This window comes from Dechloromonas sp. A34, from assembly GCF_026261605.1.
GTDB lineage: Bacteria > Pseudomonadota > Gammaproteobacteria > Burkholderiales > Rhodocyclaceae > Azonexus.
Genome location: NZ_CP102486.1, coordinates 2,310,441 through 2,333,152 on the forward strand (window position 1 = coordinate 2,310,441; position 22,712 = coordinate 2,333,152).

Here is a 22,712-nt window from a genome sequence, read left to right on the forward strand (position 1 = left end):
CATGAGCAAGCTGCGTCCCGAAGTGTCCATCGAAGCCCTCAACGAACGCGGCAGCGACTATCTGCCCGGCTATCTCGGCATCGAGGCCATCGAAATTGCGCCCGAAACGGTGCGCAGCCGGATGCCGGTCAAGAAGCTGCACATCGCCCCCAACGACTTCCTGCATGCGGCCAGCGTCGTCGCCCTGGCCGACACCACCTGTGGCTACGCGACCATCGCCCATCTGCCGGCTGGGGCCGAGTCCTTCACCACGATCGAGCTGAAGAGCAATCATCTGGGCACCATTCGCGAGGGGGCGGTGGCCTGCGTCGCGACGGCGCAGCACCTGGGCCGCAATACCCAGGTCTGGGATGCCGTGGTCACCGACGAGGCGAGCGGCAAGAAGATCGCACTCTTCCGCTGCACACAGATGATCCTTTGGCCGCGCTAGGGCGGTCGGGGCCAGGATTTCTGCACGGTTTGTCGAATTTCTTGGCAGTGGATGGAATTGATTGGCGATTGCGCGGTCAGACCCGCTCCAATTTCACCATCGACAAGAAAAGGAGTGATCCATGTCCAACACCGTAACCCTGGGTGGCAATCCGATCGAAGTAGCCGGCACCTTTCCGGCCAAGGGTGCCAAGGCGCCCGCATTCTCGCTGGTCGGCAAGGATCTGGCCGACGTTACGCTGGCCAGCCTGGCCGGCAAGCGCAAGATCCTGAACATCTTCCCGAGTATCGACACGCCGACCTGCGCGACGTCGGTGCGCAAGTTCAACCAGTCGGCCAACGAGCTGGCCAACACCGTGGTGCTCTGCATCTCGGCCGATCTACCTTTCGCCCAGAGCCGCTTCTGCGGTGCCGAAGGCCTGGTCAACGTGCAGACGCTGTCCACCATGCGCGGCCGCGACTTCCTCGAAGCCTACGGCGTCGCGATCAAGAGCGGGCCGCTGGCCGGCGTTGCGGCGCGCGCCGTGGTCGTCCTCGATGAAAGCGACAACGTGCTGCACAGCGAACTGGTTTCCGAGATCAAGAACGAACCGGACTACGCCCCGGCCCTGGCCGCGCTCGCCTGATTTCGTTGCCCCAGCGCCACTTCGCCCATTGCCGGGCTGCCGGCCGGGCGATTTGGCGCTATTCTCTCGCCCGATGAGCAAGCTCTCTTCCCCTACCGCGCTGTCGCCGGTCATGTCGGGCCTCAAGCTGTCTGAACTGATTTCGGCGCTCAGTCACGCGCTGGACATCACCGAGGGCCAGCCCGAGGGCCATTGCGTGCGCTGCTGCTGGATCGGCATGCACATCGGGCAAACCCTCGGCCTCGACGAAGATGCCTTGTGGGACCTGTACTACACGCTGCTGCTCAAGGATCTCGGTTGCAGCAGCAACGCGGCGCGCATCTGCGAGCTCTATCTGACCGACGACCTCGCCTTCAAGCGCGATTTCAAAACGGTCGGCGACAGCCTGCCGCAAGTGCTGAATTTCGTGCTCAAGCACACCGGCCTCAAGGCCGGTCTGGCCGAGCGTTTCCGCAGCGTGCTGACGATCATGCGCGACGGCAGCGACATTGCCCAGGAACTGATCGCCACCCGCTGCCAGCGTGGCGCCGAAATCGCCCGCCTGCTGCGCTTCCCGGAGCGCGTGGCGGCCGGTATCTACAGTCTGGACGAGCATTTCAACGGCCAGGGCAAGCCGGCCGGTCTGTCCGGTGCGGCGATTCCGCTGTTCTCGCGGATCGCGCTGCTGGCCCAGGTGATCGACGTCTTCCACACGGCCGGCGGGCCGCAGGCGGCGCTCGACGAAATCCGGCTGCGCACCGGGCGCTGGTTAGACCCGGCTCTGGTGGACGCCTTCAGCCAGGTGGCCGAAAGCGATGTCTTCTGGGCGACCCTGGCCTCGCCCGAAGTCGCCGGCGCCATCCTCGCCCTCGAACCGGCCTCGCATGTCGCCGAACTGGATGACGATTACCTCGACGACATCGCTGCCGCCTTCGGCCAGGTGGTCGACTCGAAAAGTCCCTACACCAGCGGCCACAGCGCGCGCGTCGCGCTCTACACCGACATGATCGCCGAGACCCTGGGCCTGCCGGCGGAGCGCCGGCGCTGGCTGAAACGCGGCGCGCTGCTCCACGATGTCGGCAAGCTCGGGGTCAGCAACAGCGTGCTCGACAAGCCGGGCAAGCTCGATGCCGAGGAGTGGGCGGCGGTGCAAGCGCACGCCATGTACACCGAGACCATCCTCTCGCGCATCGAATGCTTCGCCGAACTGGCCCGGGTCTCGGCGGCGCACCACGAGCGGCTCGATGGCAAGGGTTACCCGCGCGGCGTGACGGCCGACGACATCTGTCTCGAAACGCGGATCATCACCACGGCCGACATTTTCGACGCGATCACCGCCGAACGCCCCTATCGCGGGGCGATCCCGATTCCCAAGACGCTGGAGATGATGGCCGAAAACCTCGGCACCGCTATCGACGAGCGTTGTTTCGCAGCCCTCAAGCTGGCACTCGAACGCCTGCCGGGCTGATTCCCCCGTAAAATACTGTTTTTTCTGAATTCCGGCATTGCCGGGCAAGGTTTCCACTGCATGTCTATCATTGAAAAAGTGCCGACCGTCGGCTTCGTTTCCCTGGGTTGTCCGAAGGCTGGTTCCGACGCCGAGCGCATCCTGACCAAGCTGCGCGCCGAAGGCTACGAGATTTCGCCGAGCTACGAGAATTCCGACCTCGTTATCGTCAATACCTGCGGCTTCATCGATGCCGCCGTCGAGGAATCGCTCGACGCCATCGGCGAGGCGCTCTCCGAAAACGGCAAGGTCATCGTCACCGGCTGCCTCGGCGCCAAGGGCGACATCGTGCAGACCACCCATCCGTCGGTGCTCGCCGTGACCGGCCCGCACGCCGCCGACGAGGTCATGGGCTACGTGCACCAGCACCTGCCCAAGCCGCACGACCCGTATTCCGACCTCGTGCCGCCGCAGGGTGTGCGCCTGACCCCGGACCACTTCGCCTACCTGAAGATTTCCGAAGGCTGCAACCACAGCTGTACCTTCTGCATCATCCCCTCGCTGCGCGGCCCGCTGCTCTCGCGGCCGGTCGGCGACGTGCTGGCCGAGGCCGAGAACCTGGCTCGCGCCGGGGTCAAGGAAATCCTGGTCATCTCCCAGGACACCAGCGCCTACGGCGTCGATATCAAATACCGCACCGGTTTCTGGGGCGGCAAGCCGGTCAAGTCGCGCCTCAAGGAATTGTGCGAGGCACTGGCCCAGTTCGGCATCTGGGTCCGCCTGCATTACGTCTACCCGTACCCCTCGGTCGACGACGTCATTCCGCTGATGGCCGAAGGCAAGATCCTGCCGTATCTGGATGTACCCTTCCAGCACGCCAGCCCGAAGATTTTGAAGGCCATGAAGCGCCCGGCCTCGGCCGAGAACACCCTGGAGCGCATCGCCAAGTGGCGCTCGATCTGCCCGGAAATCGTCATCCGCTCGACCTTCATCACCGGCTTCCCCGGTGAGACGGACGAGGATTTCGACCAGCTGATCCAGTTCCTCGAAGATGCCAAGCTCGACCGCGTCGGCGCTTTCGCCTACTCGCCGGTCGAGGGTGCCAAGGCCAACGAACTCGAAGGCCTGCCGCCGGAAGACGTCCGTGAGGATCGCCGGCGCTGGCTGATGCAGGTCCAGGAAGACATTTCTGCCGAGAAGCTGGAAGCCAAGATCGATACGGTCATCGAAGTTCTGGTCGACGCGGTCGACGAGGAAGGCGTGGTTGCCCGCTCCAAGGCCGACGCCCCGGAAATCGACGGTCTGGTCTATATCGACGGCTTCTTCGACGCCGAACCCGGCGATTTCCTGCAGGTCCGGGTCACCGACGCCGATCACCATGACCTCTACGCCCAGCCTGTCTGAACGGCTGGCCGGGATCGTAGGGGCGACGCACGTCCTGACCGATCCCGCCGAACTGGCGCCTTTCCTGACCGACTGGCGCGGCCGCTATCACGGCGCGGCGCAATGCCTGGTGCGGCCGGCCAACACGGTCGAAGTCGCGGCCGTGGTCAAGGCCTGCGCGGCAGCCGGTGCCCCCATCGTGCCGCAGGGTGGCAACACCAGCCATTGCGGCGCGGCGACGCCGGATGGCGAGGGGCGGGCGGTGGTGCTCAGCTTGTCGCGCCTGAACCGGGTCCGCGCCGTCGATGCGCAAAACAACACGATCACCGTCGAAGCCGGCTGCATCCTCGAAGCGGTGCAGGACGCGGCGCTTGCCGTCGACCGGCTGTTCCCGCTCTCGCTGGCCGCTGAAGGCAGCTGCCAGATCGGCGGCAACCTGTCGACCAACGCCGGCGGCGTCCAGGTGCTGCGCTACGGTAATACCCGCGAACTGACCCTGGGTCTGGAAGTGGTATTGCCCAACGGCGAGATCTGGAACGGCCTGCGTGGCTTGCGCAAGGACAATACCGGCTATGACCTCAAGCAGTTGTTCATCGGCGCCGAAGGCACGCTGGGCGTCATCACGGCGGCGGTGCTGAAGATGTTTCCGCTGCCCAAAACCCAGATTACCTGCTGGCTCAATGTCGTTTCACCGGCGGTGGCGGTCGAGCTGCTGAATGCCGCCAAGGCGACTTTCGATGCTCAATTGACCGCCTGTGAGCTGATTTCGGAAACCTCGCTCAGCCTGGTTCTGAAGAACATTCCCGAGTGCACCCGGCCGACGGCGGCCAGCCCGTGGTACCTGCTGGCCGAGTTTTCCGAAGCCGATCCGGCGGCCGTCGAGAACTGGCTGGCCACCCGGCTGGAGCGCGGTGAAGTGGCCGATGCCGTCGTCGCCCAGTCGGAAACCCAAGCTCGAAAGCTGTGGGCGTTGCGCGAGAGCATTTCGGAAGCCCAGAAGGTCGAGGGCGTCAGCATCAAGCACGACATTTCGGTACCGGTGTCGGGCATCCCGGACTTCCTGGAACGGGCCGATGCCGCGCTGAAAAAGGTATATCCCGGCATCCGGGTGGTCGCCTTCGGCCATGTCGGCGACGGCAACCTGCACTACAACCTGTCGAAGCCGAATGCCCAGGACAACACGGCCTTCATCGCCAGCCAACCGGCGGTCAACCGCATCGTTCACGATACGGTCGATGCGCTGGGTGGCTCGATTTCGGCCGAGCACGGCATCGGCCAGTTGAAGCGTGAGGAATTGCTGCGCTACAAGAGCCCGGTCGAAATGGCGCTGATGCACTCGGTCAAGCAGGCCCTCGATCCAGGGGGCCTGATGAACCCGGGAAAGATCCTTTAGGCGAAAGCCGAACCGCTGGCTGGCCTACCAGCGGCGCCCGCGGGCAGCGCTCAGGAATTCGTCGAGAATCGGCGTGCAGTCGAGCAGCTGCGGACTGCCTGGCGGATGAAATTCGGGATGCCACTGCAGGCCGAGGACATAAGGCTTGCCTTCGAGTCGCACCGCTTCGATCAGACCGTCGTCGGCACTGCGCGCCTCGACCCGCAGACCCTTGCCGATCGTCTTGATCGCCTGGTGGTGGATCGAAACGACGCCGCCGCCCGACATTTCCGGATAGAGCTTGCTCAGTCCGGAGGCGGCTTCCCAGGTAATGCCGTGAATATGCTTATCGTAATCGGCATGCAGGTGGACGGCCGGCTTTTCGTACTGGGTCGCGATGTCCTGATAGAGCGTCCCGCCGTGCGCGACATTGATCAGCTGGGCGCCCCGGCAGATGCCGAGCACCGGCCGCCCGGCTTCCATGAATTCATGCAGCAACTCCATCTCGTAAGCGTCGCGCAGTCGGTCGCCCGCCCAGTCGGCGTGGGCCGGTTGCTCGCCGTAGCTTTGTGGGCTGATGTCGGCGCCGCCCTGGAGGACCAGACCATCCAGGTACTGCGGATAATCCGAGAGCCGGATGCTACTCCGGTGCACCATGCCGTCGCCGCTGACCGACGGGATCATGAAGACCATGACCTCGCGCGACATAACCCAGTGGGCGACTGATTGTTCGAGGTATTGCAGCGACTTCGACTGCAGGCCGGTGGCGCCGGGCTGCGGGTGGTAGATGCGGGCCGAGAGGCCGATACGCAAGGGGCGCCTGCTCATGACGATGATCCTCCTGTCTGTTCCATGGCGCCCGAAGCCTGGGGCGCGGGCCGGCGGGCGGTGAGGCGGCTGGCTTCGCCGAAACCCTTGATCGCGGTCTGCGTCGCCAGCGGGCCGCAGAGTTGCATCAGCAGGATGGTTGCCAGCACGACACCAACCAGTTTCGGGTCCAGATTTGAATACAGCATTTGCGTATTGGCCAGCAGCACCAGGGCGACGCTCGACATCGGCTGCAGCCCGATGCTGAGCAGCAGGCTCTCCCGACTGGATAGCCCGAGCTGCCGGCGGGTCAGCATCGCAACCAGCAACTGCCCGGCCAGGCGAGTCAGTGATATGACCAGCGCTTCCGGCCAGTAGTTCAGCAGGTGGGCAATATCCAGCGCGGCGCCGGCGAGGACGAAGGTGATGACCAGAAAGACCCGGGCGTCGCTGGCGATGCGGATGGCGATCACCTTCTGTTCGCGGTCGACGGCGCGGACCACAACGCCGAAAATCAGCATCGGCAGGAAAACCGAGACGTCGAGGAAAATGGCCGTGCCGACGCCGAGGACGATGCAGCCGAGGATCAGCAGGTGCTGGTGTTCGGGTTGGCGCTCCAGTTTCCTGACGCCGAGCAGGACCACGGCGGCGCACAGGGTGCCGAGCAGCAGGGCAGACAGGATGCCGCCCAAGGCATAGCCGATGCGGGCCAGGATGCCGATCGTTTCGCCATCCTGGAGAAAGGGGGTGAGCAGCATGACGGCCGAGAAGGCGACGCAGCCGTTGATGGCGACCATGGTGTAGAGCAGGCCGGTGCGTTCGCCCTTGGCTCCGACGTCGCTGCAGGTGGCGATGGTGATCGCCGCCGAGGTGGCGACGCAGAGCGCAGCGGCGAACAAGGCCGGGCCGCCTGCGAACCCCCAGTAGCCGAACAGGGTAAACAGCAGCAGGCCGGGGGCGAGCGACAGGCCGAGCCCGGCCAGCAGGCGGTGCTTGCCGGCTTGCGGGGTAACGCCGGGAACCAGGTAGCCCAGTTCGAAAAGGATCAGGCCGAGGGCGAGATCGATGAACAACTGGGCGGATTCGATGTGCTGCGGGGTGATCCAGTTCAGGCCGCTTTGCCCAACCAGCAGGCCGAACAGGACATAGCCGGTGGTCCGCGGCAGGGCGAGCAGTCGCCGCGCAGCCTCGCCAGCCGCCAAGCCGCCCAGTAATACCAGACCGAAGAGCTGGATCGAGTTCAGCATGAAAAAAACGGGGCAGCAGCCCCCAAAATCCTTGTCGAAAGGAAAACGCTACAAAAACTGTTTAATTACATTGTCCAGCAATATAATTCATGCCCGCCTATTTGTGCAAATTGAGCTGCCTGCGCCATGAAAACAGATATCCTTGAAACCGCCCCGACCCTGGCGATGGAGGTTTTGCAGCAATTCCGTATGATCTACGGTTCGATGCGTCAGTATTTCCGGCTGGTGGAAGAGCGTTGCGGTATGCCGGGCTCGCAGATGTGGGTGTTGCAGGAGGTGCAGCGTCGGCCGGAGATTGGTATTGGCGAACTGGCGGCCCGTATGGGGATCCATCAATCGACCTGCAGTCTGCTGGTGGACAAGCTGGTTACCCAGGGTTTTCTGGTCAAGCAACGGCGCAGCGATGATCAGCGCCGGGTCGGGCTGTCGCTGACGACGGGTGGGCTACAGGCGCTGGCTGCATTGCCGGGGCCGGCCGAAGGAATCTTGCCGGAAGCGCTCGCTGAATTGCCGGAGGTTGTCTTGAAAACATTGAATATCAATCTAGATGAGTTGATTCGCCATTTGCCGGGCAAGGACGAGTCCTTTGCCGGAACCCCGCTCGCCGAAATGCTTGGCCAGCACGATGCCGGAAAGCCATAAGGTGGCGCGCCGCAGGCATCTCGGCACGGTATGGCTGCTGGTTTTGCTGGCCGGTTGCGCCGGCCAGCCGCAGGCCCCGACTCAACCGACCACTGAGGCGACACCGTCGGCGGATCGATCGAAGGTGATCAGGCCGCGAGTTGTCGAGACCCTGGCGACTGCCGCACTCGATCCGGAAAGCAATATCTTTTTCAAGGACAACGAGCTGCGGCTCGATCCGGAAGACGGTCAAAAACTGCAACGCCACGCCCAGCGCCTGAAGGAGAATCCGAAACTGCGGGTGACCCTGGTCGGCTTCGCCGACGATCAGGGTAGCCGCTCGATCCAGCTGGCGAAGGCGGAACAGCGGGTGGATGCGGTTTTCCAGAGCTTGCGGCGAATGGGGGTGGCGGTGCGGCAGCTCAAGCGCTATCCGGTTGGGCGGGAGAAAACGAATCCGGGCTGCAACGCGGCCGATTGCCGCAACACGATGCGGCGGGTCGAACTGGTCTATTGGGAATAGCGCATCAACGGACTTCGGGGGCGGGGAGCGCGAAGGGTAGCGTGAAGCGGAACCGGCTCCCGGTTCCGACCTGGCTGTCGATTTCCAGTTTGCCGCCGAGCAATTCGATCAGTTTGCGGGCAATCGGCAGGCCGACGCCGATGCCGCCGTGGCGCCGTATGCTGGAGCCATCAACCTGGACCAGCAGCTTGCCGAGCAGGCCGAGCTTTTCTGCGGTTATGCCGGGGCCGGTGTCGGCGATGCAGAACTCGAGCTTGATGCCGGCCGGCGTGCGCGCCTGGATCTGGGCGGATACATTGACCCCGCCACGGTCGGTGAATTTGATAGCGTTGCCGAGCAGGTGCGTGAAGATCTGGCGCAGGTGTTCGACATCGCCGATCAGGACATGCGGCAGTTCGGGATCGATGTCTTCGCTCAGGGTCAGGCCTTTGGCGGTCGCCACCGGCTGGTGGACGGCGAGCAGGACTTCGAGCAGTTCAGTGGCGAGGAAGGGCGAGGTCGACGACCGGACATGTCCTGCCTCCAGGGCCGAGAGCTCGATCAGGTGGGTGATGCTGCGCTGCAGATCGTCGGCCGAACTGCGCAACGGCGTCAGTAGCGCCTGTTGATCCGGGGTCAGGTCTTCGAGGCTGAGCAGTTCGGCGAGCCCGACGATGCCGTTCAGCGGGGTACGCAACTCGTGGCTGATATTGGCCAGGAATTCGGTCTTGGCGCGGTTCGATTGCTCGGCTATCTCCAGCGCCTGATTGAGCTTGTCGACCAGTCCGTCCTTCTCGTGTTCCAGGCGCAGCGTATCGAGCAGCGCATCGTGAAAGTAGTCGGCGCTGCGTGTCGAAGCCAGGGAAAAGACGATGGTCATGGCGACGATTGCGATATGCAGCGTATCCGGCCCGAGGGCGCCAATGCCCACGGCGAGGGCGATGGGCCAGGCGTAGGCGCGGAAAACCACCTTGTCGGGGGCAAGCAGGGGCACGGCGCCGGCCACCATGCCGGCCATGACCAGCGCCGTGAACAGCTGTAGCGTGGTATCGCCGAACCAGGTCAGCAGCAGTGAGCCGCCGGCCCAGATCAGGGCGCTGCCGGCAGCGCCGATCAGGGCCCGCCGCCGCCAGTCCGGGGCTTCGTCGTGGCGGGCGGCTTCCGGACGCTGGTAGTAGCGGACGGCAAGCACGGCGCGCGCGGCGGCGACCAGAATCGCCAGCAGCCACCAGGTTCCGAGCGCCACATTCGGTATTTGGCCGAAGGCGACCCAGACCAGCAGGCTGGCATTGACCAGCGACACCACCTGCCCGATCCGCAAGTTGCGGTAGAGCAGTTCAACCTGGCGACCTAGAACGAACGAGTCGGGGGCTGCCGTCAATGCAGCGCCTTGCCGGTGCTGGCGTCGAACAGCGCAGCGACATCGGCGGCCGAGAAGCGGTATTCGTGGTTGCAGATGTCGTCTTTGATCAGGATTTCGCCATGCTCGGCGAGGATGATTTCGGCGTCTTCGCGGCCCAGGCTGCGGATCATGTCGCGCACCTTGGTCCAGTCCTGCGGGCAGTGGTAGACCACCGGCAGCGGGTCGTAGAGGCGGATGCCGTGCTCCGCCATGTCCTCGTGGAAAAGACGGGTGAGCAGGCTTTCGGCGTCGAGTTCGAGCAGTTCCGAAGGCTTCACCGTGCTCGCCAGTTGCGAGATGCGCTGCCAGCCATCCGGGTCGCGCTGGTCGGCTTCCGGCATCTTCTGCAGGAACAGGCAGGCGGCGACTTTTGGCGCCGCCGTGGCGAACAGGCGGGAAGGCTGCTGTTCGGACTGTTCGAGATAGTGCTCGAAGATGGCGGCGATGCTGTCGCCGACCATGGGCACGAAGCTCTGGTAGGGCTGGCGGGCATCCGGCATGTCGAGGCTCATCATCAGCTGGCCGCCCTGGGCCGCGCCGAGGAGGTCCTGCACCGGGGCCGGCAGCACGACCGGGTTGCTGCGCGCCATGCCGCGCATCTGCAATTGCTCGTTGCAATCCATGACCAGCAGCTGGATCGGCCCATTGCCGCGCAACTGCAGGGTCAGGCGACCGGGCTGCTTGAGCTGGCCCGCGATCAGCGCGGTGACGGCGGCGGTTTCGCCGAGCAACTGGGCGACGGTCGGCTGATAGTCGCGGTCGACCTGCATCTGTTGCCAGGCATCGCCCAGGTGGACGATGGCGCCGCGAATGTCGAGGCCTTCGAACAGGAAGCGACGAACGAAACTGCCGCTCATTTCAGCTGTTCCGCGTAGCTGTCCGGGGTGAAGCCGACGAGCAGGACCTTGCCGGTGTCGAGTACCGGCCGCTTGATCAGGCTCGGGTACTGCGCCATCAGCGCCAGCGCCTTGGCTTCATCGACATCGGCGCGCTCAGCGTCGGAAAGTTTTTTCCACATCAGGCCGCGGGTGTTGAGCAGCTTTTGCCAGCCGGCACCCGTGTTCCATGCCGGCAGGTTCGTCTCGGCGACGCCGGCTTTCTTGTAATCGACGAATTCATAGGCGACGCCATGGGCTTCGAGCCAGGCGAAGGCCTTCTTCATGGTGTCGCAATTCTTGATGCCAAAGACCTTGATCATTTGCCGTTTGTATTCGTTGGGGGAAATGAATGATAACAGCGCCCGGCATTTCAGCCGAGATGCGCGGCAGGCGTCAATCGGCGCGTCCGATAGCGCTTTCCGCGGCGCGGTCTTGGGCGAGCCGGCGCAGGATGACGGCCGTCACCAGCCGGCTCGACGGCAGCAGCGTATGGACGACTGGAACGCGGATCTCGTCGGCAATCTCGTCGGCGGAAACTTCCGAGGCCGCCACCACGCCGTCGTTTTCCTCGCTGCCGAACGGGCCGTGGCTACCCGGAAAGCCGCGTGTGCCGATGATCACGGTGGTCGGGGCAGAAAGCGGAGATATCTCCTGCATGCGCTCGGCGGAACCCAGAAGCTGACCGCAATCGTGGGTTGTCAGCCGGTAAAGCAGCTTGTCCCGTAGCCGCTGCGCCAGACGGGCCGGCCGCATCGGTGAGCCGAGCAGGAATACATGCTGCGGTTGCCTGACCCCGGCGGCAGTGCACCGACTGCGGCGCGCAGCAGGACGCCACCCAGCGAGTGGCCGATCAGGATGTAATCACCGCCGGCGGCCAGTTGCTCGATCCGTGAAACGAGGCGAGCGGTGATCGAGGAAAAGTCGTCGACGCTGACGAGGTAGCCGAAGGTGGCAGTCTTCAACCCGGCGCGCTGCAACTGCCGGAGCAATGGCCATCCCGAAAGCGGCGAGCGGCCCATGCCGTGGACGAAGAGGGCTTGCATGAATCAGGTTTGACCAGTCAGGTGAGTGACATCCAGGTTATTCCAGGACGCTTGCCATATCAATCCTCCAGCCGGTCGGCGCCGCTCAGGCGCCGATGGCTTTCCCGGTTACCGGAACTCGAATATTTCCCGATGAAACGCCTCGCGCGGCAGGCCGTTGCCGGTTAGCGTTTGCGCTAGGGCCGCACCCCAGGCGGCCGGGCCGCAGAACCAGACGCTGCTGCCGGGTTTCAGGCAGGCGGTCACTTCGGCCGGATCGAGCGGGCCTTCGCGGTCGGTCAGGCGGTGGTGCAGGCGGACGCCGGCGGCGTGGCAGCGTTCGGCCAGTCGGTCGGGGAAGCCGACGGCGGAGCGGGTGCAGTAGAAGAGGTCGGTGTCGGCAGCAGGCGTCGGCTGGCTGGCCCGTTCATCGAGTTTGGCGAGGAAGGGGGTGACGCCGATGCCGCCGGCGATCCAGACTTGCGGGGTGGGGGCATCGCGGCTGGCGCCGAAATCAAAGTTGCCATAGGGACCTTCGAGCACCACGCGCTGGCCGGCTTGCAGGCGATCGGGCAGGGTCGCCGTGAAGTCGCCGAGCGCCTTGATGGCCAATGTTAGCGTGCCGTCCTGGGCATTCCAGGCGGAGGCGATGGTGAAGGGGTGGGCGCCTTCGCCGCGCTGGCCGAAATCGATGAACAGGAACTGGCCGGCACGATGGCCGGGCCAGGCACTTGGCCGGCAGACAATTTCCAGTACCTGATCGTCTTGTTGCCGGATGGATTCAAGCGTCGCCGAATAGCGCCGCTGGCGGCCGATGCGGCCCGCCAGCGAGAGCAGGGCGGGGATCACGCCGACGGCGGCCAGTGCGGCGGTGGCCCAGCCCAGCGGCTGTTTCCAGAAACTGGCCGGCAGCAGCATCAGGCCGTGGAAGGCACCGGCCAGGAAAACCAGCCCGAAGGCCTTGTGTACCAAGCGGAAGTAACGGTAGGGAATGCGCCGGATGAGGGCGGCGACGACCAACGCGAGCAGGATGTAGCCGGCCCATTCGCCGACATCCTTGGCCAGGTCGAGCCACAGGTCGGGTTCGCCACGCGGGCCGCGCGGGCGGTTCGGCCCGGCGATCCAGCCCAGTTTGGAGAGGTTCTTGGGCAGCCATTCGATCATCCAGTGCGCGAAGACGAGCAGGCCGGCACCGATGCCGATGTTCTTGTGCAGCCGGTAGAGCTTGTCCAGGCCACCGAAACGGTTTTCCAGCCAGCGCGGCCGGGCGGCGAGCACCATGCCGGCACTCATCCACCACAGGGCGAGGATGCCGGAAAGGATGATCGACTGTTTGCGCCAGTCCCAGAACGTGGCCGGGTTGGCAGCGAGGATGTCGGGCAGTGCGAAAAGTCCCCAGAGTCCGAGGGGAATCAGGGCGAGCAACAGTAGTGGGCGTTTCATGGCGGGCGTGGGGGCTGGTGGTTCAATGACATCAGTCTACGTCGGAACGCGCTGCCCTTCTGTCGCCAGGATGTTGCAGTGTGTAAGCAAATGAAAACCGCCTGACGGAAAGGCGGTTTTTTGGGGTTTATCGCTTCAGCTTGGCGAAGGCCGAGGCCATCGCGTTGCCGGCTGGCGCCGGTCCGCTGCTCCGCGGAGGTGGCCGTCCCTGGTTGCCGCGCCCGGCCGGGGCGCTGTCCGGGCGCTTGCCCTGGGTCGGTTCGTCGCCCATGCGCATGGTCAGCGCGATGCGCTGGCGTTGCAGATCGACTTCCAGTACCTTGACCTTGACCACCTGGCCGGCCTTGACGACGGTGTGCGGGTCCTTGACGAAGGTGTTGGACAACGCCGAGACGTGCACCAGGCCATCCTGATGGACGCCGATATCGACGAAGGCGCCGAAGGCGGCGACGTTGGTGACGACGCCTTCGAGGATCATGCCCGGGCGCAGGTCGCCGACCTTTTCGACGCCATCGGCGAAGGTTGCCGTCTTGAACTCGGGACGCGGGTCGCGGCCGGGCTTTTCCAGTTCCTTGAAGATGTCCTGCACGGTCGGCAAGCCGAAACGTTCGTCGGTGTATTTCGCCGGATTCAGGCCCTTCAGGGCGCGGCTGTCGCCGAGGATTTCCTTGATCGACTTCTTGAGGTCGACAATGATCTTTTCGACCACCGGGTAGGCTTCCGGGTGCACCGAGGAGCTGTCGAGCGGGTTGTCGCCGTTTGGCACGCGCAGGAAGCCAGCGGCCTGTTCGAAAGTCTTGTCGCCAAGGCGCGGCACTTTCTTCAGGTCGTTACGCGAACGGAAGGCACCGTTGGCATCGCGGTAGTTGACGATGTTGGCGGCCAGGCTGCCATTGAGGCCGGAAATGCGGGTCAGGAGCGGCACCGAAGCCGTATTCACATCGACGCCTACCGCGTTCACGCAATCCTCGACGACCGCATCAAGATTCTTGGCGAGCTTGGATTGCGACACGTCGTGCTGGTACTGGCCGACGCCGATCGACTTGGGGTCGATCTTGACCAGTTCGGCCAGCGGGTCCTGCAGGCGGCGGGCGATCGAGACGGCGCCGCGGATCGAGACGTCGAGATCGGGGAATTCCTTGGCGGCGAATTCGGAAGCCGAATAGACCGAGGCGCCGGCTTCCGAAACCACGATCTTGGTCAGCCGGGCTTCCGGGTAGCGCTTCATGACGTCCTGCACCAGCTTGTCGGTTTCGCGGCTGGCCGTGCCGTTGCCGATGGCGACTAGCGATACGCCATGTTTCGAAGCCAGGCGGGCGATGGTGGACATCGAGCCGTCCCAGTCGCAGCGCGGTTCGTGCGGATAAATGGTGGCGTGGTCGAGCATTTTTCCGGTGGCATCGACGATGGCGATCTTGCAGCCGGTACGGATGCCGGGGTCGATGCCCATGGTGACGTGCTGGCCGGCCGGGGCGGCAAGCAGCAGATCCTTGAGGTTACGCCCGAAGACACGGATAGCTTCTTCCTCGGCGCGCTCGCGCAACTCGTTCATGAGTTCGAGTTCGAGATGGGTGTAGACCTTGACCTTCCAGGTCCAGCGCACGGTGTCGGCTAGCCACTTGTCGGCCGGGCGGTTCTGGTTCTTGATACCGAAGCGGACGGCGATGCGCTGCTCGCAGGGGTTGGGGCCGGCTTTGATGGCTTCTTCGTCGAGTTCGGAGTCGAGGACCAGCGCCACCTGCAGCATGCCTTCGTTGCGGCCGCGCAAGAGGGCAAGCGCGCGGTGCGAGGGCATGCTGGTAATCGGTTCGGCGAAGTCGAACCAGTCGCGGAACTTGGCGCCTTCGGTTTCCTTGCCTTCGACGACGGTCGAGCGCACCTGGCCGTGGTCGTTGAGGTATTCGCGCAACTGGCCGAGCAGTTCGGCATCCTCGGCGAACTTCTCCATGAGGATCTGGCGGGCGCCGTCGAGCACGGCCTTGGCGTCGGCGAAACCGGCTTCGGCGTTGAGATATTTCGCGGCTTCGTCTTCCGGCGTCAGGTGCGGATCGGCCAACAGGCCGAGCGCCAGTGGCTCGATGCCGGCTTCGCGGGCGATCTGCGCCTTGGTGCGGCGCTTCTGCTTGTAGGGCAGGTAGAGATCCTCCAACCGCTGCTTCGTTTCGGCATCGCTGATCTCGGCCTTGAGTTCCGGCGTCAGCTTGCCCTGTTCCTCGATGCTGGCCAGGATGGCGGTGCGGCGGTCTTCGAGGTCGCGCAGATAGGTCAGGCGTTCTTCGAGGTTGCGCAACTGGGTGTCGTCGAGGCCGTCGGTCGCTTCCTTGCGGTAGCGCGAGATGAAGGGCACGGTGGCGCCTTCGTCGAGCAGGGCGATGGCGGCGACGACCTGGGTCGGGCGGACGCCGAGTTCAATGGCGATGCGGTGTTCGATGGGTGCGAGCATGGGTGCGGCAGTGCAGCAAAAAGGGGGGTGAATGATGCGCAATCTAGCGCCAAATTACAACCGCATTCAAACGGTGTAGCATGGCAGAACAATCATTCCAACGAGGAGGATACAAATGAAAGTTGAAACCTATCTGTTCGGCAGCGTCGAAGTGAATCCGGAAAAAATCATCACCTTCCCGAATGGCCTGGTGGCCTTCGAGGACTGCAAGCGTTTCACGCTGGTCCATGAAGAGGGCAAGGAGCAACCGTCGAGCTACACCCTGCAATCGCTGGACGATCCCGGTCTGGCCTTCCAGATCGTGGACCCGACGACGCTGGGCTTCAATTACGAACTCGGCTTGAGCGATACCGAAAATGCGCTGTTGCAATCTCCAGCGCCCGAGGATGTCGCCGTGATGCAGGTGCTGTTCAAGAGCGAGAGCGACGGCAAGGCGGCGATCAGCCCGAACCTGCGCGCGCCGCTGGTGATCAATACCAAGGCCCGCGTTGGCCTGCAAAAGGTCATGGAGACCCTGCGCCCCAATATCACCCTCTCCAATCTGGCGAGCGCGGTTTAAGGCCTGGCCGGACACGGCTGTTCGTGGCAGCAAGGGCCACCGTCAAGGAGACGGTGGCTTTTTTTCGGGTGTCGGTTTGTTTTATAGGTGTTTCGCGGCTTCACGCAGCGATAGTCCGGACAACTGCGCCCGGTTGATTGTCAGGAACTGACGGACGGCAGCGGGATTGGTGCGGGCATATTGCCGTAGCGCCCAGCCGATGGCTTTGCGGATGAAGAATTCCGGCTCGTGGGCGCAGAGCCGGCAATAGCGAAACAAGCGCTGCTCGTCGGTGCGTTCCTTGTATTCCAGCTGGTGCAACAAGGCGACACGGCGCAACCACATTTCGGATGAGTCGATCAGTTCGCCCATCCGCTCGGCCCGTGCCGGTTCGCCGAGGACGATGCCGCCCATCGTGACAGCCAGGCCGTCGACGGTGTCCCACCACGACTTGTCCAATACCAGATCTTCCAGGGCCGCCAGGTGTTTGCTGGCGAGTTGCCTGGATCTCCGGCGCAACAGGTCGACGGCGACGTACTGGTACTCGCGTTGGGGCAGCGCCCACAGGGCGCTCGCCGCCGCTACCGGGTCGCCGGTGAAGGCGCGGATCAGCGCCTGGGTCTTGAGTCGTCGCTGCGGTGTCGGGATGCCGAGAAAAACGAATTGTCCCCGCATATAGGCGGCCATCGGCGCAGCCTTTTCGGGATCGCCCAGGGCCTGTAGTTGCTCCCGCACCTGCGCCACGAATTCACCGGCTTCGGCAATCTCCGCACTGGCGGGCAGCCGGTCGGTCACGGTGCTGCCGGCTCTGGCAACTGGACGTAACCGTGCTCGTCGAGCGGGAAGAACGGGTTCCAGCAGATCTCCCACAGGAAGCCGTCGGGGTCGCCGAAATAGCCCCGGAAACCGCCCCAGAATACCTTGTCGGCGGCGCGGACCAGACGGGCACCAGCCGCGACCGCCTCGTCGATGGTCTGGATGACGGCGGCCTCGGACTCGACATTGTGGGCCAGCGTGAAGCCGGGAAAGCCGCTGCCGGCGACGGCCACGCCGGCATCGTCGGCCAGGGCGGCGCGCTGGAAGAGGCCGAAGGCCAGGGTGCCGGCCTGAAAGAAGGCGATTTCAGCCTGGCTGGCCGAGGATTCCCGCCAACCCAGTGCCCGATAGAATTGCCGGCTGCGGGCCAGGTCCTGCACGCCGAGGGTAATAAAGCTGACGGTTTGGCGCATGATTTATTCCTTTCTGTAGTCGATCGTTCAGCGCATCAGTTTCCTGACTTCGCCGGCGCAGGCGTTGGCGACGCGCTCGTATTCCTCGGCACTGTCGATCAGCGCCTGGGCCGACTCGACCCGCCGGATTTCACGTTGGACATACGGCGTCCACTGTTCATTCAGTTCGCGTTGCAGCTTGCTGTCGGCCTGGCCAACCGGACCCCGCCAAGGCGCACCGGTGGCAAAGCGGGTGGTCAAGGCGGTGGTCAATTCCTTTTCAATGCCGGCGAGGTGGCTCTGGTAGGCCTTGACGTGGCGCATCTCGTGTTCATGGACCTCCTTGAAGGCACAACTGCCTTCGGGAAATTCTTTCGCCACGTAAACCGTCATCGGGCTGAAGCCGAAGGTCAGCGTGATTTGCGGGCTGGCGCATTCCCAGCGCTCCGTGGGGTCGATCACAGAAGGGGTGGTCACCGCAAACAGCACCGTCGCATTGCCGCGGGTGAGTCCGAGAACATGCCGGCCGGGGCGGTTGATTGCTGCACCCAGATTGTTCAGCGACTTGTAGCTGTAGCCGGTGTTGAGGCTGATCCGGTCATCCAGTCGCTTGACGGTGACCGTGGGCTTCGGCAACTGCTCGCAGGGATCGGCCCAGGCGAGGCCGGGGCCGATCAGCAAGGGCAGCAGGCAGATGGGGCGCATCGGCAGGTCGTGTCCCCTTACAACGGAGCCAGCGTCTCGCGGTAGCGGCGGGCGTTGTCGACATAGTGGGCGGCCGACTTTTCCAGATTGGCGACATCCTGATCGCTCAGTTCGCGGATCACCTTGCCGGGCGAACCGACGATCAGCACGCGGTCGGGGAAGACCTTGCCTTCGGGGATCAACGTATTGGCCCCGACGATGCAGTTCTTGCCGATCACCGCCCGGTTGAGGATCACCGAGCCGATGCCGATCAGGCTGCCGTCGCCGACCGTGCAGCCGTGCAGCATGACTAGGTGGCCGACCGTGACGTTGTTGCCGATGTGCATCGGCACGCCTTCGTCGGTGTGCAGCACCGAGCCGTCCTGGATGTTGGTGTTGTCGCCGATGTGGATCGGATCGTTGTCGCCGCGCAGGGTGGCGTTCCACCAGATCGAGACGTTGGCGCCGAGCCGGATGTCGCCGATCACCGTGGCGTTGGGGGCGATCCAAGCGTTGTCGCCGAGCTGCGGTTGCTTGTCGCCGAGTTTGAAGAGGGGCATGTCGTCTCCGGGGTTTTAAGTGGGTTGTTCGCTGAGTTTCTGGACGATCAGGCTGCCGACCATGTCGCCCTCGACATTCACCGCCGTGCGCACGGTATCGAGAATGCGGTCGATCGGCAGCAGGATGGCGATCGCGGCGGTCGGCAGTCCGACCGATTCGAGGACCAGCACCATGCTCAGCATGCCGACGCTGGGAATTCCCGGGGCGCCGATGGCGCCGAGCATGGCGACGAAGAAGATGATCAGCTGGCTGGCGATGTCGAGTTCGATGCCGGCCAGGCGGGCGACGAACAGCGCCGCGGCGGCTTCGTAGAGGGCGGTGCCATCCATGTTCACGGTGGCGCCGAGCGGTACGACGAAATTGGCGATGTCCTTTTTGACGTGCAGGTGCTGTTCGGTGCAGCGCAGGGTGATCGGCAGCGTGGCACTGCTTGAGCTGGTGACGAAGGCAGTGACCAGCGCCTCGCGGGCGCCCTTGAAGAAGGCGAACGGCGACTTGCGAGTGACCAGCCAGAGAAGCAGCGGCAGCACGACGATGCCGTGGAACAGCGTGGTGCCGATGACGACGACGATGAAGTGGCCCAGGCTGCCGAGCAGGTCCGCGTTTTGCGTGGCGACCAGTTGCAGCAGCAGGGCGGCCAGGCCGAGCGGGGCGAGACGCATGATCCAGCCGACGATCATCAGGCAGAGTTCCTGCAATTCCGCGATCAGGGTCCGGATGTTGCGGTAACGCTCGCCGCCGATGACCAGCGCGATGCCGAGGAAGAGGGCGATCATCACGATGGCCAGAATCTCGCCCTGGGCCAGCGCCTTGAAAGGGTTCTGGAACATGCCGCGCAGAAACTGCGCAATGTAGTCGGGCAGCGGCATCTGCCGTGTCTGGAAGTTCCTGGTCGCCTCGGCGAACATCTCGAGCTGCAGTCCCTCGCCGGGACGGAAGAGGTGGGCCGCTCCGAAGCCGATCAGGACGGCAATCGCCATGGTGCTGAAAAAGAAGACCAGGGTCGTGATCCAGACCCGGTGCATCTGGTCGTGCGCCCGCAGATTGGCAACGCCGACGACGATCGAGGAAAAGACCAGCGGCACCAGCACCATACGCAGCAGGTCGAGAAACAGGTTGCCGATCAGCTTGGCGCCGTACAGCGTGTTGCCGGCCAGCGGCGTCGCCCCGGCGGCTGTCAGCCAGAAGCCTCCGGCAACGCCGAGCAGGCAGCCGATCAGGATTTGGGTATTGAGCGAGGGCAGTTTCATCGTCGGTGCGGAGGCGGCAATGCAGGCATTCTAGTGCCAGCCTTTGTCTCCGTGGTACTGGTGCCAGCCGTTGTCGTCGTGGTACTAGCGGCCGAGGCCTGTGGCATCATCAATCCATTTCTTGCTTCGGGTCCGGAAATGAACGATTTCAACGCACTGACCGCCGCCTTGCTGGCATTCCGCGATGCCCGCGATTGGCGGCAATTCCACTCGCTGCGCAACCTGATCACCTCGCTCAATCTCGAAGCCGCCGAGCTACTCGAATTGACGCAGTGGAAAAGCGACGCCGAAGTCGAGGCGTTGCCGGCCGATCCGCAGAGCGCCGAAGCCCTGCGCGACGAATGCGCCGATGTCCTGCTCTACCTGCTGCTGATCGCCGACACCGCCGGCATCGACCTGGCCGCGGCGGCGCGCAGCAAGCTGCTCAAGAATGCCGAAAAGTACCCGGTCGACAAGGCCTACGGTTCGCGGGCCAAGTATTCGGAATTAGGCTGAATGACTTTCCACCACGAATTTCGCGCCTTCGCCATGGGCCAGTAGTTCGGTCAGTTTGGGCAGCGTTTCACGCAATGTCTTTTCCAGCGTCCACGGCGGGTTGATGATGAACATGCCGCTGCCGTTCATACCGTAACCGTCCTTGGGCGGCGCGCTGACCTCGAGCGTGACGTGCAGCCAGCTGTCGGCGCCGAGGGCCTTGAGCTTGGCCGGCAGCTTGCGCGACTCGATCTTGGATAGCATCGGGTACCACAGTGCATAGGTTCCGGTCGGGAAGCGTTTCAGCGCTTCCTGCAGGCCTTTGACGACGTTGGTGTAGTCGTCCCGGGTTTCGTAGGAGGGATCGATCAGGACCAGCGCCCGGCGCGGCGGCGGGGCAGGATGGCTTTCAGGCCGACGAAGCCGTCGCCGGCAGTGATGCCGACTTGGCGGCCGGCCCCCTTGAAGCATTCCTGCAGCAGCTTGGCATCGGTGCTGTGCAGCTCGTACAGGCGCAGGCGGTCGCCTTCGCGCAGCAACTGGCTGGCCAGCCAGGGCGAACCCGGATAGTGGCGCAACTGGCCGTCCGGGTTGAGCAGCTTGACAAAATCCAGGTAGTCGAGCACTGCCGGCGACAGGCCTTTCTTGTCCCACAGGCGGCCGACGCCGTCGCGGTATTCGGCCAGCTTACTGGCATGCGCCGACTCCAGCGCGTAACGCCCGGCCCCGGCATGGGTGTCGATGATCCAGAACGGCGTCGGTTTTTCGCCCATGTATTGGGCGATCTGGATCAGGATGAGGTGTTTCAGCACGTCGGCATGGTTGCCGGCGTGGAAGGCGTGACGGTAGCTGAGCATGGAGCGGGATTAATCCGGAAGCGGGTCGAGGGCGACGAATTCTAGCCCGTCGTTGCGTTCGATGCATTGGCCGATTTGGTGGCGCCGGGTTCGGCCCAGGGTGTTCAGGGTGATCTGCTGCCCGGCAAGCAGGGTGCCCGGCTGCGTGATAAGGCCCGAGAACTTGCCGTAGGCCGGCAGGCTGGGCAGGTAGATGGCCCGCCGACTGGCATTTTCCGGCGTCGGCAGATCGACCAGACTGACTTGCGGTGCCAGCAGTTGCAGGCCGAGTTCGAGCCGGTTGCGCGTCGTCGCGATGCGACGCACCAGGCAGACGTGGATCTTGCTCGATTCGCGCGGCTGCAGGGCGACGATGTCGCCGGCCCCGATTTTCGATTTTTCGCCTCGGATGAAACGGATCAGGAAACCATCCGGGCTTTCATCGACCAGCGACCACTCGCTCTCCGACAAGTCGTGGCCGTCGTGCCGGCCGACCGCATCGAGCGCGCGCCGCGAACAGGCATGGCCGTCGAGGAAGGTGATGACCTGATCCAGCCCGCCGACCAGATCGGCGCGCGGCTTGAACTGGGTGCGACTGAAGCGGCGCGTGCTGCGGCCGGCGATGATGATCCGCAAACCGTGCAGCAGCGAGGCCGGGGCATCCAGTTGCGGTTGCACCGGTTGGCCAGGCTGGCGGGCGAGGTTGCGGTCGAGCGCGGCGAGCACCTGGGAACAATCGACGATCAAGCCGCCCTCTGTCGAAATGCCGACTGGCAGGCGGGCCAGCGGATAACCCGGCGTGGCGGCATCGGGGCGGACCAGGAAACAGGCATCGGCGCTTCGATTGTTTTGCATCTCCGGCAGCGCATGACCGATGGTCGCGTAGGCGGCCAGTTGATCGGTGCAGGCATGGATCAGGGCGAGTTCGGTGCGGGGCAGCTTGTTCGGCTCAAGGTAGGCGAAGAGCAGGGCGCCCAGATAGGCGTGCTCGATCGGTGCAGTTTCCCCATTGAGCGGCTTGGCACTGGGGTCGCAGGCCATCTGGTAGAGCTCGTGAAGCAGACGCCAGGAGTTTGGCGAGGGCGAGGCATAGGCACGACAGGCCAGCAACTGACGGCGGGCGACCATGGCCAGCGCGCGCCGGATGGCGCGGTGGCGCAGATGGCCGAGGCCGGCATCGTGGGGGTGGGCGAGGATGCCACGGGCAATGTCGGTGTAGGCGAGAGCCAGGCCCTTGAGCAGGTTGTCGGCCTGGATGGCGGCATGGGTCGCCTCCGGCGGCAGCGGCAGGACGGCTTGTGCGATTTCGGCTTCGAGGACGGGGAGTGCCGTTTCGGCCTGTTGCCAGGCATCTTCCAACTGCTTGAAACGTATTTGGAGATCAGCCTGGCCGGCGATTGCGGGCAGCAGGTCGGACGACAGCTTGCCTACCGTGGCCAGTGGCGGCAGGTCAGCGGTGGCCGGCAAGCCTTCCTGAAACTGAACTGCGGGTCTCCTGTCGGCCGCTGGCTGGCTGAAGGGGAAGAGATCGCGGAGCAGTTGCAGCGGAGAGTTCATTAT

Annotated in this window: 24 protein-coding genes and 1 pseudogene; 9 read left to right on the top strand and 16 right to left on the bottom strand. The window is 64.2% G+C overall.

Translation table 11 applies throughout. From position 1 onward, the window contains the following. Position 1: 1 nt before the first annotated feature. The 5 genes from NQE15_RS11550 to NQE15_RS11570 all read left to right on the top strand — a co-directional run bounded on the left by NQE15_RS11550 (position 2) and on the right by NQE15_RS11570 (position 5,257). A complete protein-coding gene (locus NQE15_RS11550; protein WP_265949906.1) occupies positions 2–430 on the top strand; it encodes a PaaI family thioesterase in 429 nt (142 codons plus the stop codon). A gap of 121 nt (positions 431–551) precedes the next feature. Beyond that, the gene (gene tpx, locus NQE15_RS11555; protein ID WP_265949908.1) at positions 552–1,055 is read left to right on the top strand and encodes a thiol peroxidase; all 504 of its coding nucleotides are present in this window, start codon (positions 552–554) and stop codon (positions 1,053–1,055) included. A 73-nt stretch (positions 1,056–1,128) separates the two neighbouring features. Further along, on the top strand, positions 1,129–2,502 hold the full coding sequence (locus NQE15_RS11560; protein WP_323054972.1) for an HD-GYP domain-containing protein: 1,374 nt from the start codon (positions 1,129–1,131) through the stop codon (positions 2,500–2,502). Between the two features lie 60 nt (positions 2,503–2,562). Further along, positions 2,563–3,885 (top strand): 30S ribosomal protein S12 methylthiotransferase RimO, encoded by a 1,323-nt coding sequence (gene rimO / locus NQE15_RS11565; protein WP_265949910.1) that lies wholly within the window; start codon positions 2,563–2,565, stop codon positions 3,883–3,885. Then, a complete protein-coding gene (locus tag NQE15_RS11570) occupies positions 3,860–5,257 on the top strand; it encodes an FAD-binding oxidoreductase (protein ID WP_265949913.1) in 1,398 nt (465 codons plus the stop codon). The genes rimO and NQE15_RS11570 overlap by 26 nt, the downstream gene beginning before the upstream one ends. Positions 5,258–5,281: 24 nt before the next feature. Here the strand turns inward: NQE15_RS11570 and NQE15_RS11575 are convergent, their stop codons facing one another. Next, on the bottom strand, positions 5,282–6,064 hold the full coding sequence (locus tag NQE15_RS11575) for a gamma-glutamyl-gamma-aminobutyrate hydrolase family protein (protein WP_265949915.1): 783 nt from the start codon (positions 6,062–6,064) through the stop codon (positions 5,282–5,284). Then, positions 6,061–7,290 (bottom strand): cation:proton antiporter, encoded by a 1,230-nt coding sequence (locus NQE15_RS11580; RefSeq protein WP_265949918.1) that lies wholly within the window; start codon positions 7,288–7,290, stop codon positions 6,061–6,063. The genes NQE15_RS11575 and NQE15_RS11580 overlap by 4 nt, the downstream gene beginning before the upstream one ends. A gap of 189 nt (positions 7,291–7,479) precedes the next feature. Here NQE15_RS11580 and NQE15_RS11585 point away from each other — a divergent pair, with 189 nt between their 5' ends. Further along, positions 7,480–7,932 carry a MarR family winged helix-turn-helix transcriptional regulator gene (locus NQE15_RS11585; RefSeq protein WP_265949921.1) on the top strand — a complete coding sequence of 151 codons (453 nt, stop codon included), beginning with the start codon at positions 7,480–7,482 and terminating at the stop codon, positions 7,930–7,932. Beyond that, a complete protein-coding gene (locus tag NQE15_RS11590) occupies positions 7,916–8,434 on the top strand; it encodes an OmpA family protein (protein ID WP_265949924.1) in 519 nt (172 codons plus the stop codon). The genes NQE15_RS11585 and NQE15_RS11590 overlap by 17 nt, the downstream gene beginning before the upstream one ends. A 4-nt stretch (positions 8,435–8,438) precedes the next feature. Here NQE15_RS11590 and NQE15_RS11595 read toward each other — a convergent pair whose 3' ends face one another. The 7 genes from NQE15_RS11595 to NQE15_RS11625 all read right to left on the bottom strand — a co-directional run bounded on the left by NQE15_RS11595 (position 8,439) and on the right by NQE15_RS11625 (position 15,601). Further along, positions 8,439–9,794, bottom strand: a complete 1,356-nt coding sequence (locus NQE15_RS11595) for a sensor histidine kinase (RefSeq protein ID WP_265949926.1) — start codon at positions 9,792–9,794, stop codon at positions 8,439–8,441. Next, positions 9,791–10,672, bottom strand: coding sequence for an Hsp33 family molecular chaperone HslO (locus NQE15_RS11600; RefSeq protein WP_265949928.1), 882 nt, complete (start codon positions 10,670–10,672; stop codon positions 9,791–9,793). Before NQE15_RS11600 ends, NQE15_RS11595 begins: the two co-directional genes overlap by 4 nt. Beyond that, the gene (locus tag NQE15_RS11605) at positions 10,669–11,013 is read right to left on the bottom strand and encodes an arsenate reductase (RefSeq protein WP_265949931.1); all 345 of its coding nucleotides are present in this window, start codon (positions 11,011–11,013) and stop codon (positions 10,669–10,671) included. The genes NQE15_RS11600 and NQE15_RS11605 overlap by 4 nt, the downstream gene beginning before the upstream one ends. A 73-nt stretch (positions 11,014–11,086) precedes the next feature. Next, positions 11,087–11,350, bottom strand: a complete 264-nt coding sequence (locus NQE15_RS11610; RefSeq protein ID WP_265949933.1) for a hypothetical protein — start codon at positions 11,348–11,350, stop codon at positions 11,087–11,089. A 41-nt stretch (positions 11,351–11,391) separates the two neighbouring features. Beyond that, positions 11,392–11,736: an esterase/lipase family protein gene (locus tag NQE15_RS11615; protein WP_265949935.1), complete on the bottom strand. Its 345-nt coding sequence runs from the start codon at positions 11,734–11,736 to the stop codon at positions 11,392–11,394. Between the two features lie 108 nt (positions 11,737–11,844). Then, positions 11,845–13,158, bottom strand: coding sequence for a ferric reductase-like transmembrane domain-containing protein (locus NQE15_RS11620; protein WP_265949938.1), 1,314 nt, complete (start codon positions 13,156–13,158; stop codon positions 11,845–11,847). A 127-nt stretch (positions 13,159–13,285) separates the two neighbouring features. Then, positions 13,286–15,601 (bottom strand): Tex family protein, encoded by a 2,316-nt coding sequence (locus NQE15_RS11625; protein WP_265949941.1) that lies wholly within the window; start codon positions 15,599–15,601, stop codon positions 13,286–13,288. A 115-nt stretch (positions 15,602–15,716) separates the two neighbouring features. On the opposite strand from NQE15_RS11625, the gene fliW reads away from it, so the two are divergent. Next, positions 15,717–16,160: a flagellar assembly protein FliW gene (fliW, locus tag NQE15_RS11630; protein WP_265949944.1), complete on the top strand. Its 444-nt coding sequence runs from the start codon at positions 15,717–15,719 to the stop codon at positions 16,158–16,160. A gap of 81 nt (positions 16,161–16,241) precedes the next feature. On the opposite strand, the gene NQE15_RS11635 is transcribed toward fliW, so the two are convergent. From NQE15_RS11635 to NQE15_RS11655, 5 genes are read right to left on the bottom strand one after another with little or no spacing between them, the layout of a single operon-like run. Further along, the gene (locus tag NQE15_RS11635; protein ID WP_265949947.1) at positions 16,242–16,934 is read right to left on the bottom strand and encodes a DNA alkylation repair protein; all 693 of its coding nucleotides are present in this window, start codon (positions 16,932–16,934) and stop codon (positions 16,242–16,244) included. Further along, positions 16,931–17,368 (bottom strand): VOC family protein, encoded by a 438-nt coding sequence (locus NQE15_RS11640; RefSeq protein ID WP_265949949.1) that lies wholly within the window; start codon positions 17,366–17,368, stop codon positions 16,931–16,933. The genes NQE15_RS11635 and NQE15_RS11640 overlap by 4 nt, the downstream gene beginning before the upstream one ends. 27 nt (positions 17,369–17,395) lie before the next feature. Then, complete coding sequence (locus NQE15_RS11645) at positions 17,396–18,052, bottom strand: hypothetical protein (protein WP_265949952.1); 657 nt, start codon at positions 18,050–18,052, stop codon at positions 17,396–17,398. 17 nt (positions 18,053–18,069) lie between these two features. Beyond that, positions 18,070–18,591 carry a gamma carbonic anhydrase family protein gene (locus tag NQE15_RS11650; protein ID WP_265949954.1) on the bottom strand — a complete coding sequence of 174 codons (522 nt, stop codon included), beginning with the start codon at positions 18,589–18,591 and terminating at the stop codon, positions 18,070–18,072. A gap of 15 nt (positions 18,592–18,606) precedes the next feature. Beyond that, entirely contained in the window at positions 18,607–19,842 is a 1,236-nt protein-coding gene (locus NQE15_RS11655) for a dicarboxylate/amino acid:cation symporter (protein ID WP_265949956.1), read from the bottom strand. A gap of 33 nt (positions 19,843–19,875) precedes the next feature. Here NQE15_RS11655 and NQE15_RS11660 point away from each other — a divergent pair, with 33 nt between their 5' ends. Further along, positions 19,876–20,337 (top strand): nucleotide pyrophosphohydrolase, encoded by a 462-nt coding sequence (locus tag NQE15_RS11660; RefSeq protein ID WP_265949960.1) that lies wholly within the window; start codon positions 19,876–19,878, stop codon positions 20,335–20,337. Here NQE15_RS11660 and NQE15_RS24060 read toward each other — a convergent pair. Together NQE15_RS24060 and NQE15_RS11670 are read right to left on the bottom strand one after the other, a co-directional pair. Then, positions 20,329–21,173: pseudogene (locus NQE15_RS24060) on the bottom strand (23S rRNA (adenine(2030)-N(6))-methyltransferase RlmJ). The gene NQE15_RS11660 and the pseudogene NQE15_RS24060 sit on opposite strands and share 9 nt — an antisense overlap. Positions 21,174–21,182: 9 nt before the next feature. Beyond that, complete coding sequence (locus NQE15_RS11670; protein WP_265949962.1) at positions 21,183–22,709, bottom strand: hypothetical protein; 1,527 nt, start codon at positions 22,707–22,709, stop codon at positions 21,183–21,185. Positions 22,710–22,712 lie beyond the last annotated feature (3 nt).

Excerpts from the sequence above, each read along its gene's own strand:
- NQE15_RS11640 (WP_265949949.1), bottom strand. The coding sequence starts at position 17,368 with ATGCGCCAAACCGTCAGCTTTATTACCCTCGGCGTGCAGGACCTGGCC.
- NQE15_RS11560 (WP_323054972.1), top strand. The coding sequence starts at position 1,129 with ATGAGCAAGCTCTCTTCCCCTACCGCGCTGTCGCCGGTCATGTCGGGC.
- NQE15_RS11600 (WP_265949928.1), bottom strand. The coding sequence starts at position 10,672 with ATGAGCGGCAGTTTCGTTCGTCGCTTCCTGTTCGAAGGCCTCGACATT.
- NQE15_RS11645 (WP_265949952.1), bottom strand. The coding sequence starts at position 18,052 with ATGCGCCCCATCTGCCTGCTGCCCTTGCTGATCGGCCCCGGCCTCGCC.
- NQE15_RS11620 (WP_265949938.1), bottom strand. The coding sequence starts at position 13,158 with ATGAAACGCCCACTACTGTTGCTCGCCCTGATTCCCCTCGGACTCTGG.
- NQE15_RS11605 (WP_265949931.1), bottom strand. The coding sequence starts at position 11,013 with ATGATCAAGGTCTTTGGCATCAAGAATTGCGACACCATGAAGAAGGCC.
- NQE15_RS11580 (WP_265949918.1), bottom strand. The coding sequence starts at position 7,290 with ATGCTGAACTCGATCCAGCTCTTCGGTCTGGTATTACTGGGCGGCTTG.
- NQE15_RS11575 (WP_265949915.1), bottom strand. The coding sequence starts at position 6,064 with ATGAGCAGGCGCCCCTTGCGTATCGGCCTCTCGGCCCGCATCTACCAC.
- rimO (WP_265949910.1), top strand. The coding sequence starts at position 2,563 with ATGTCTATCATTGAAAAAGTGCCGACCGTCGGCTTCGTTTCCCTGGGT.
- NQE15_RS11655 (WP_265949956.1), bottom strand. The coding sequence starts at position 19,842 with ATGAAACTGCCCTCGCTCAATACCCAAATCCTGATCGGCTGCCTGCTC.
- NQE15_RS11585 (WP_265949921.1), top strand. The coding sequence starts at position 7,480 with ATGATCTACGGTTCGATGCGTCAGTATTTCCGGCTGGTGGAAGAGCGT.
- NQE15_RS11550 (WP_265949906.1), top strand. The coding sequence starts at position 2 with ATGAGCAAGCTGCGTCCCGAAGTGTCCATCGAAGCCCTCAACGAACGC.
- NQE15_RS11670 (WP_265949962.1), bottom strand. The coding sequence starts at position 22,709 with ATGAACTCTCCGCTGCAACTGCTCCGCGATCTCTTCCCCTTCAGCCAG.
- NQE15_RS11625 (WP_265949941.1), bottom strand. The coding sequence starts at position 15,601 with ATGCTCGCACCCATCGAACACCGCATCGCCATTGAACTCGGCGTCCGC.
- NQE15_RS11590 (WP_265949924.1), top strand. The coding sequence starts at position 7,916 with ATGCCGGAAAGCCATAAGGTGGCGCGCCGCAGGCATCTCGGCACGGTA.
- tpx (WP_265949908.1), top strand. The coding sequence starts at position 552 with ATGTCCAACACCGTAACCCTGGGTGGCAATCCGATCGAAGTAGCCGGC.
- NQE15_RS11610 (WP_265949933.1), bottom strand. The coding sequence starts at position 11,350 with ATGCAGGAGATATCTCCGCTTTCTGCCCCGACCACCGTGATCATCGGC.
- NQE15_RS11650 (WP_265949954.1), bottom strand. The coding sequence starts at position 18,591 with ATGCCCCTCTTCAAACTCGGCGACAAGCAACCGCAGCTCGGCGACAAC.
- NQE15_RS11615 (WP_265949935.1), bottom strand. The coding sequence starts at position 11,736 with ATGCAAGCCCTCTTCGTCCACGGCATGGGCCGCTCGCCGCTTTCGGGA.
- NQE15_RS11570 (WP_265949913.1), top strand. The coding sequence starts at position 3,860 with ATGACCTCTACGCCCAGCCTGTCTGAACGGCTGGCCGGGATCGTAGGG.
- fliW (WP_265949944.1), top strand. The coding sequence starts at position 15,717 with ATGAAAGTTGAAACCTATCTGTTCGGCAGCGTCGAAGTGAATCCGGAA.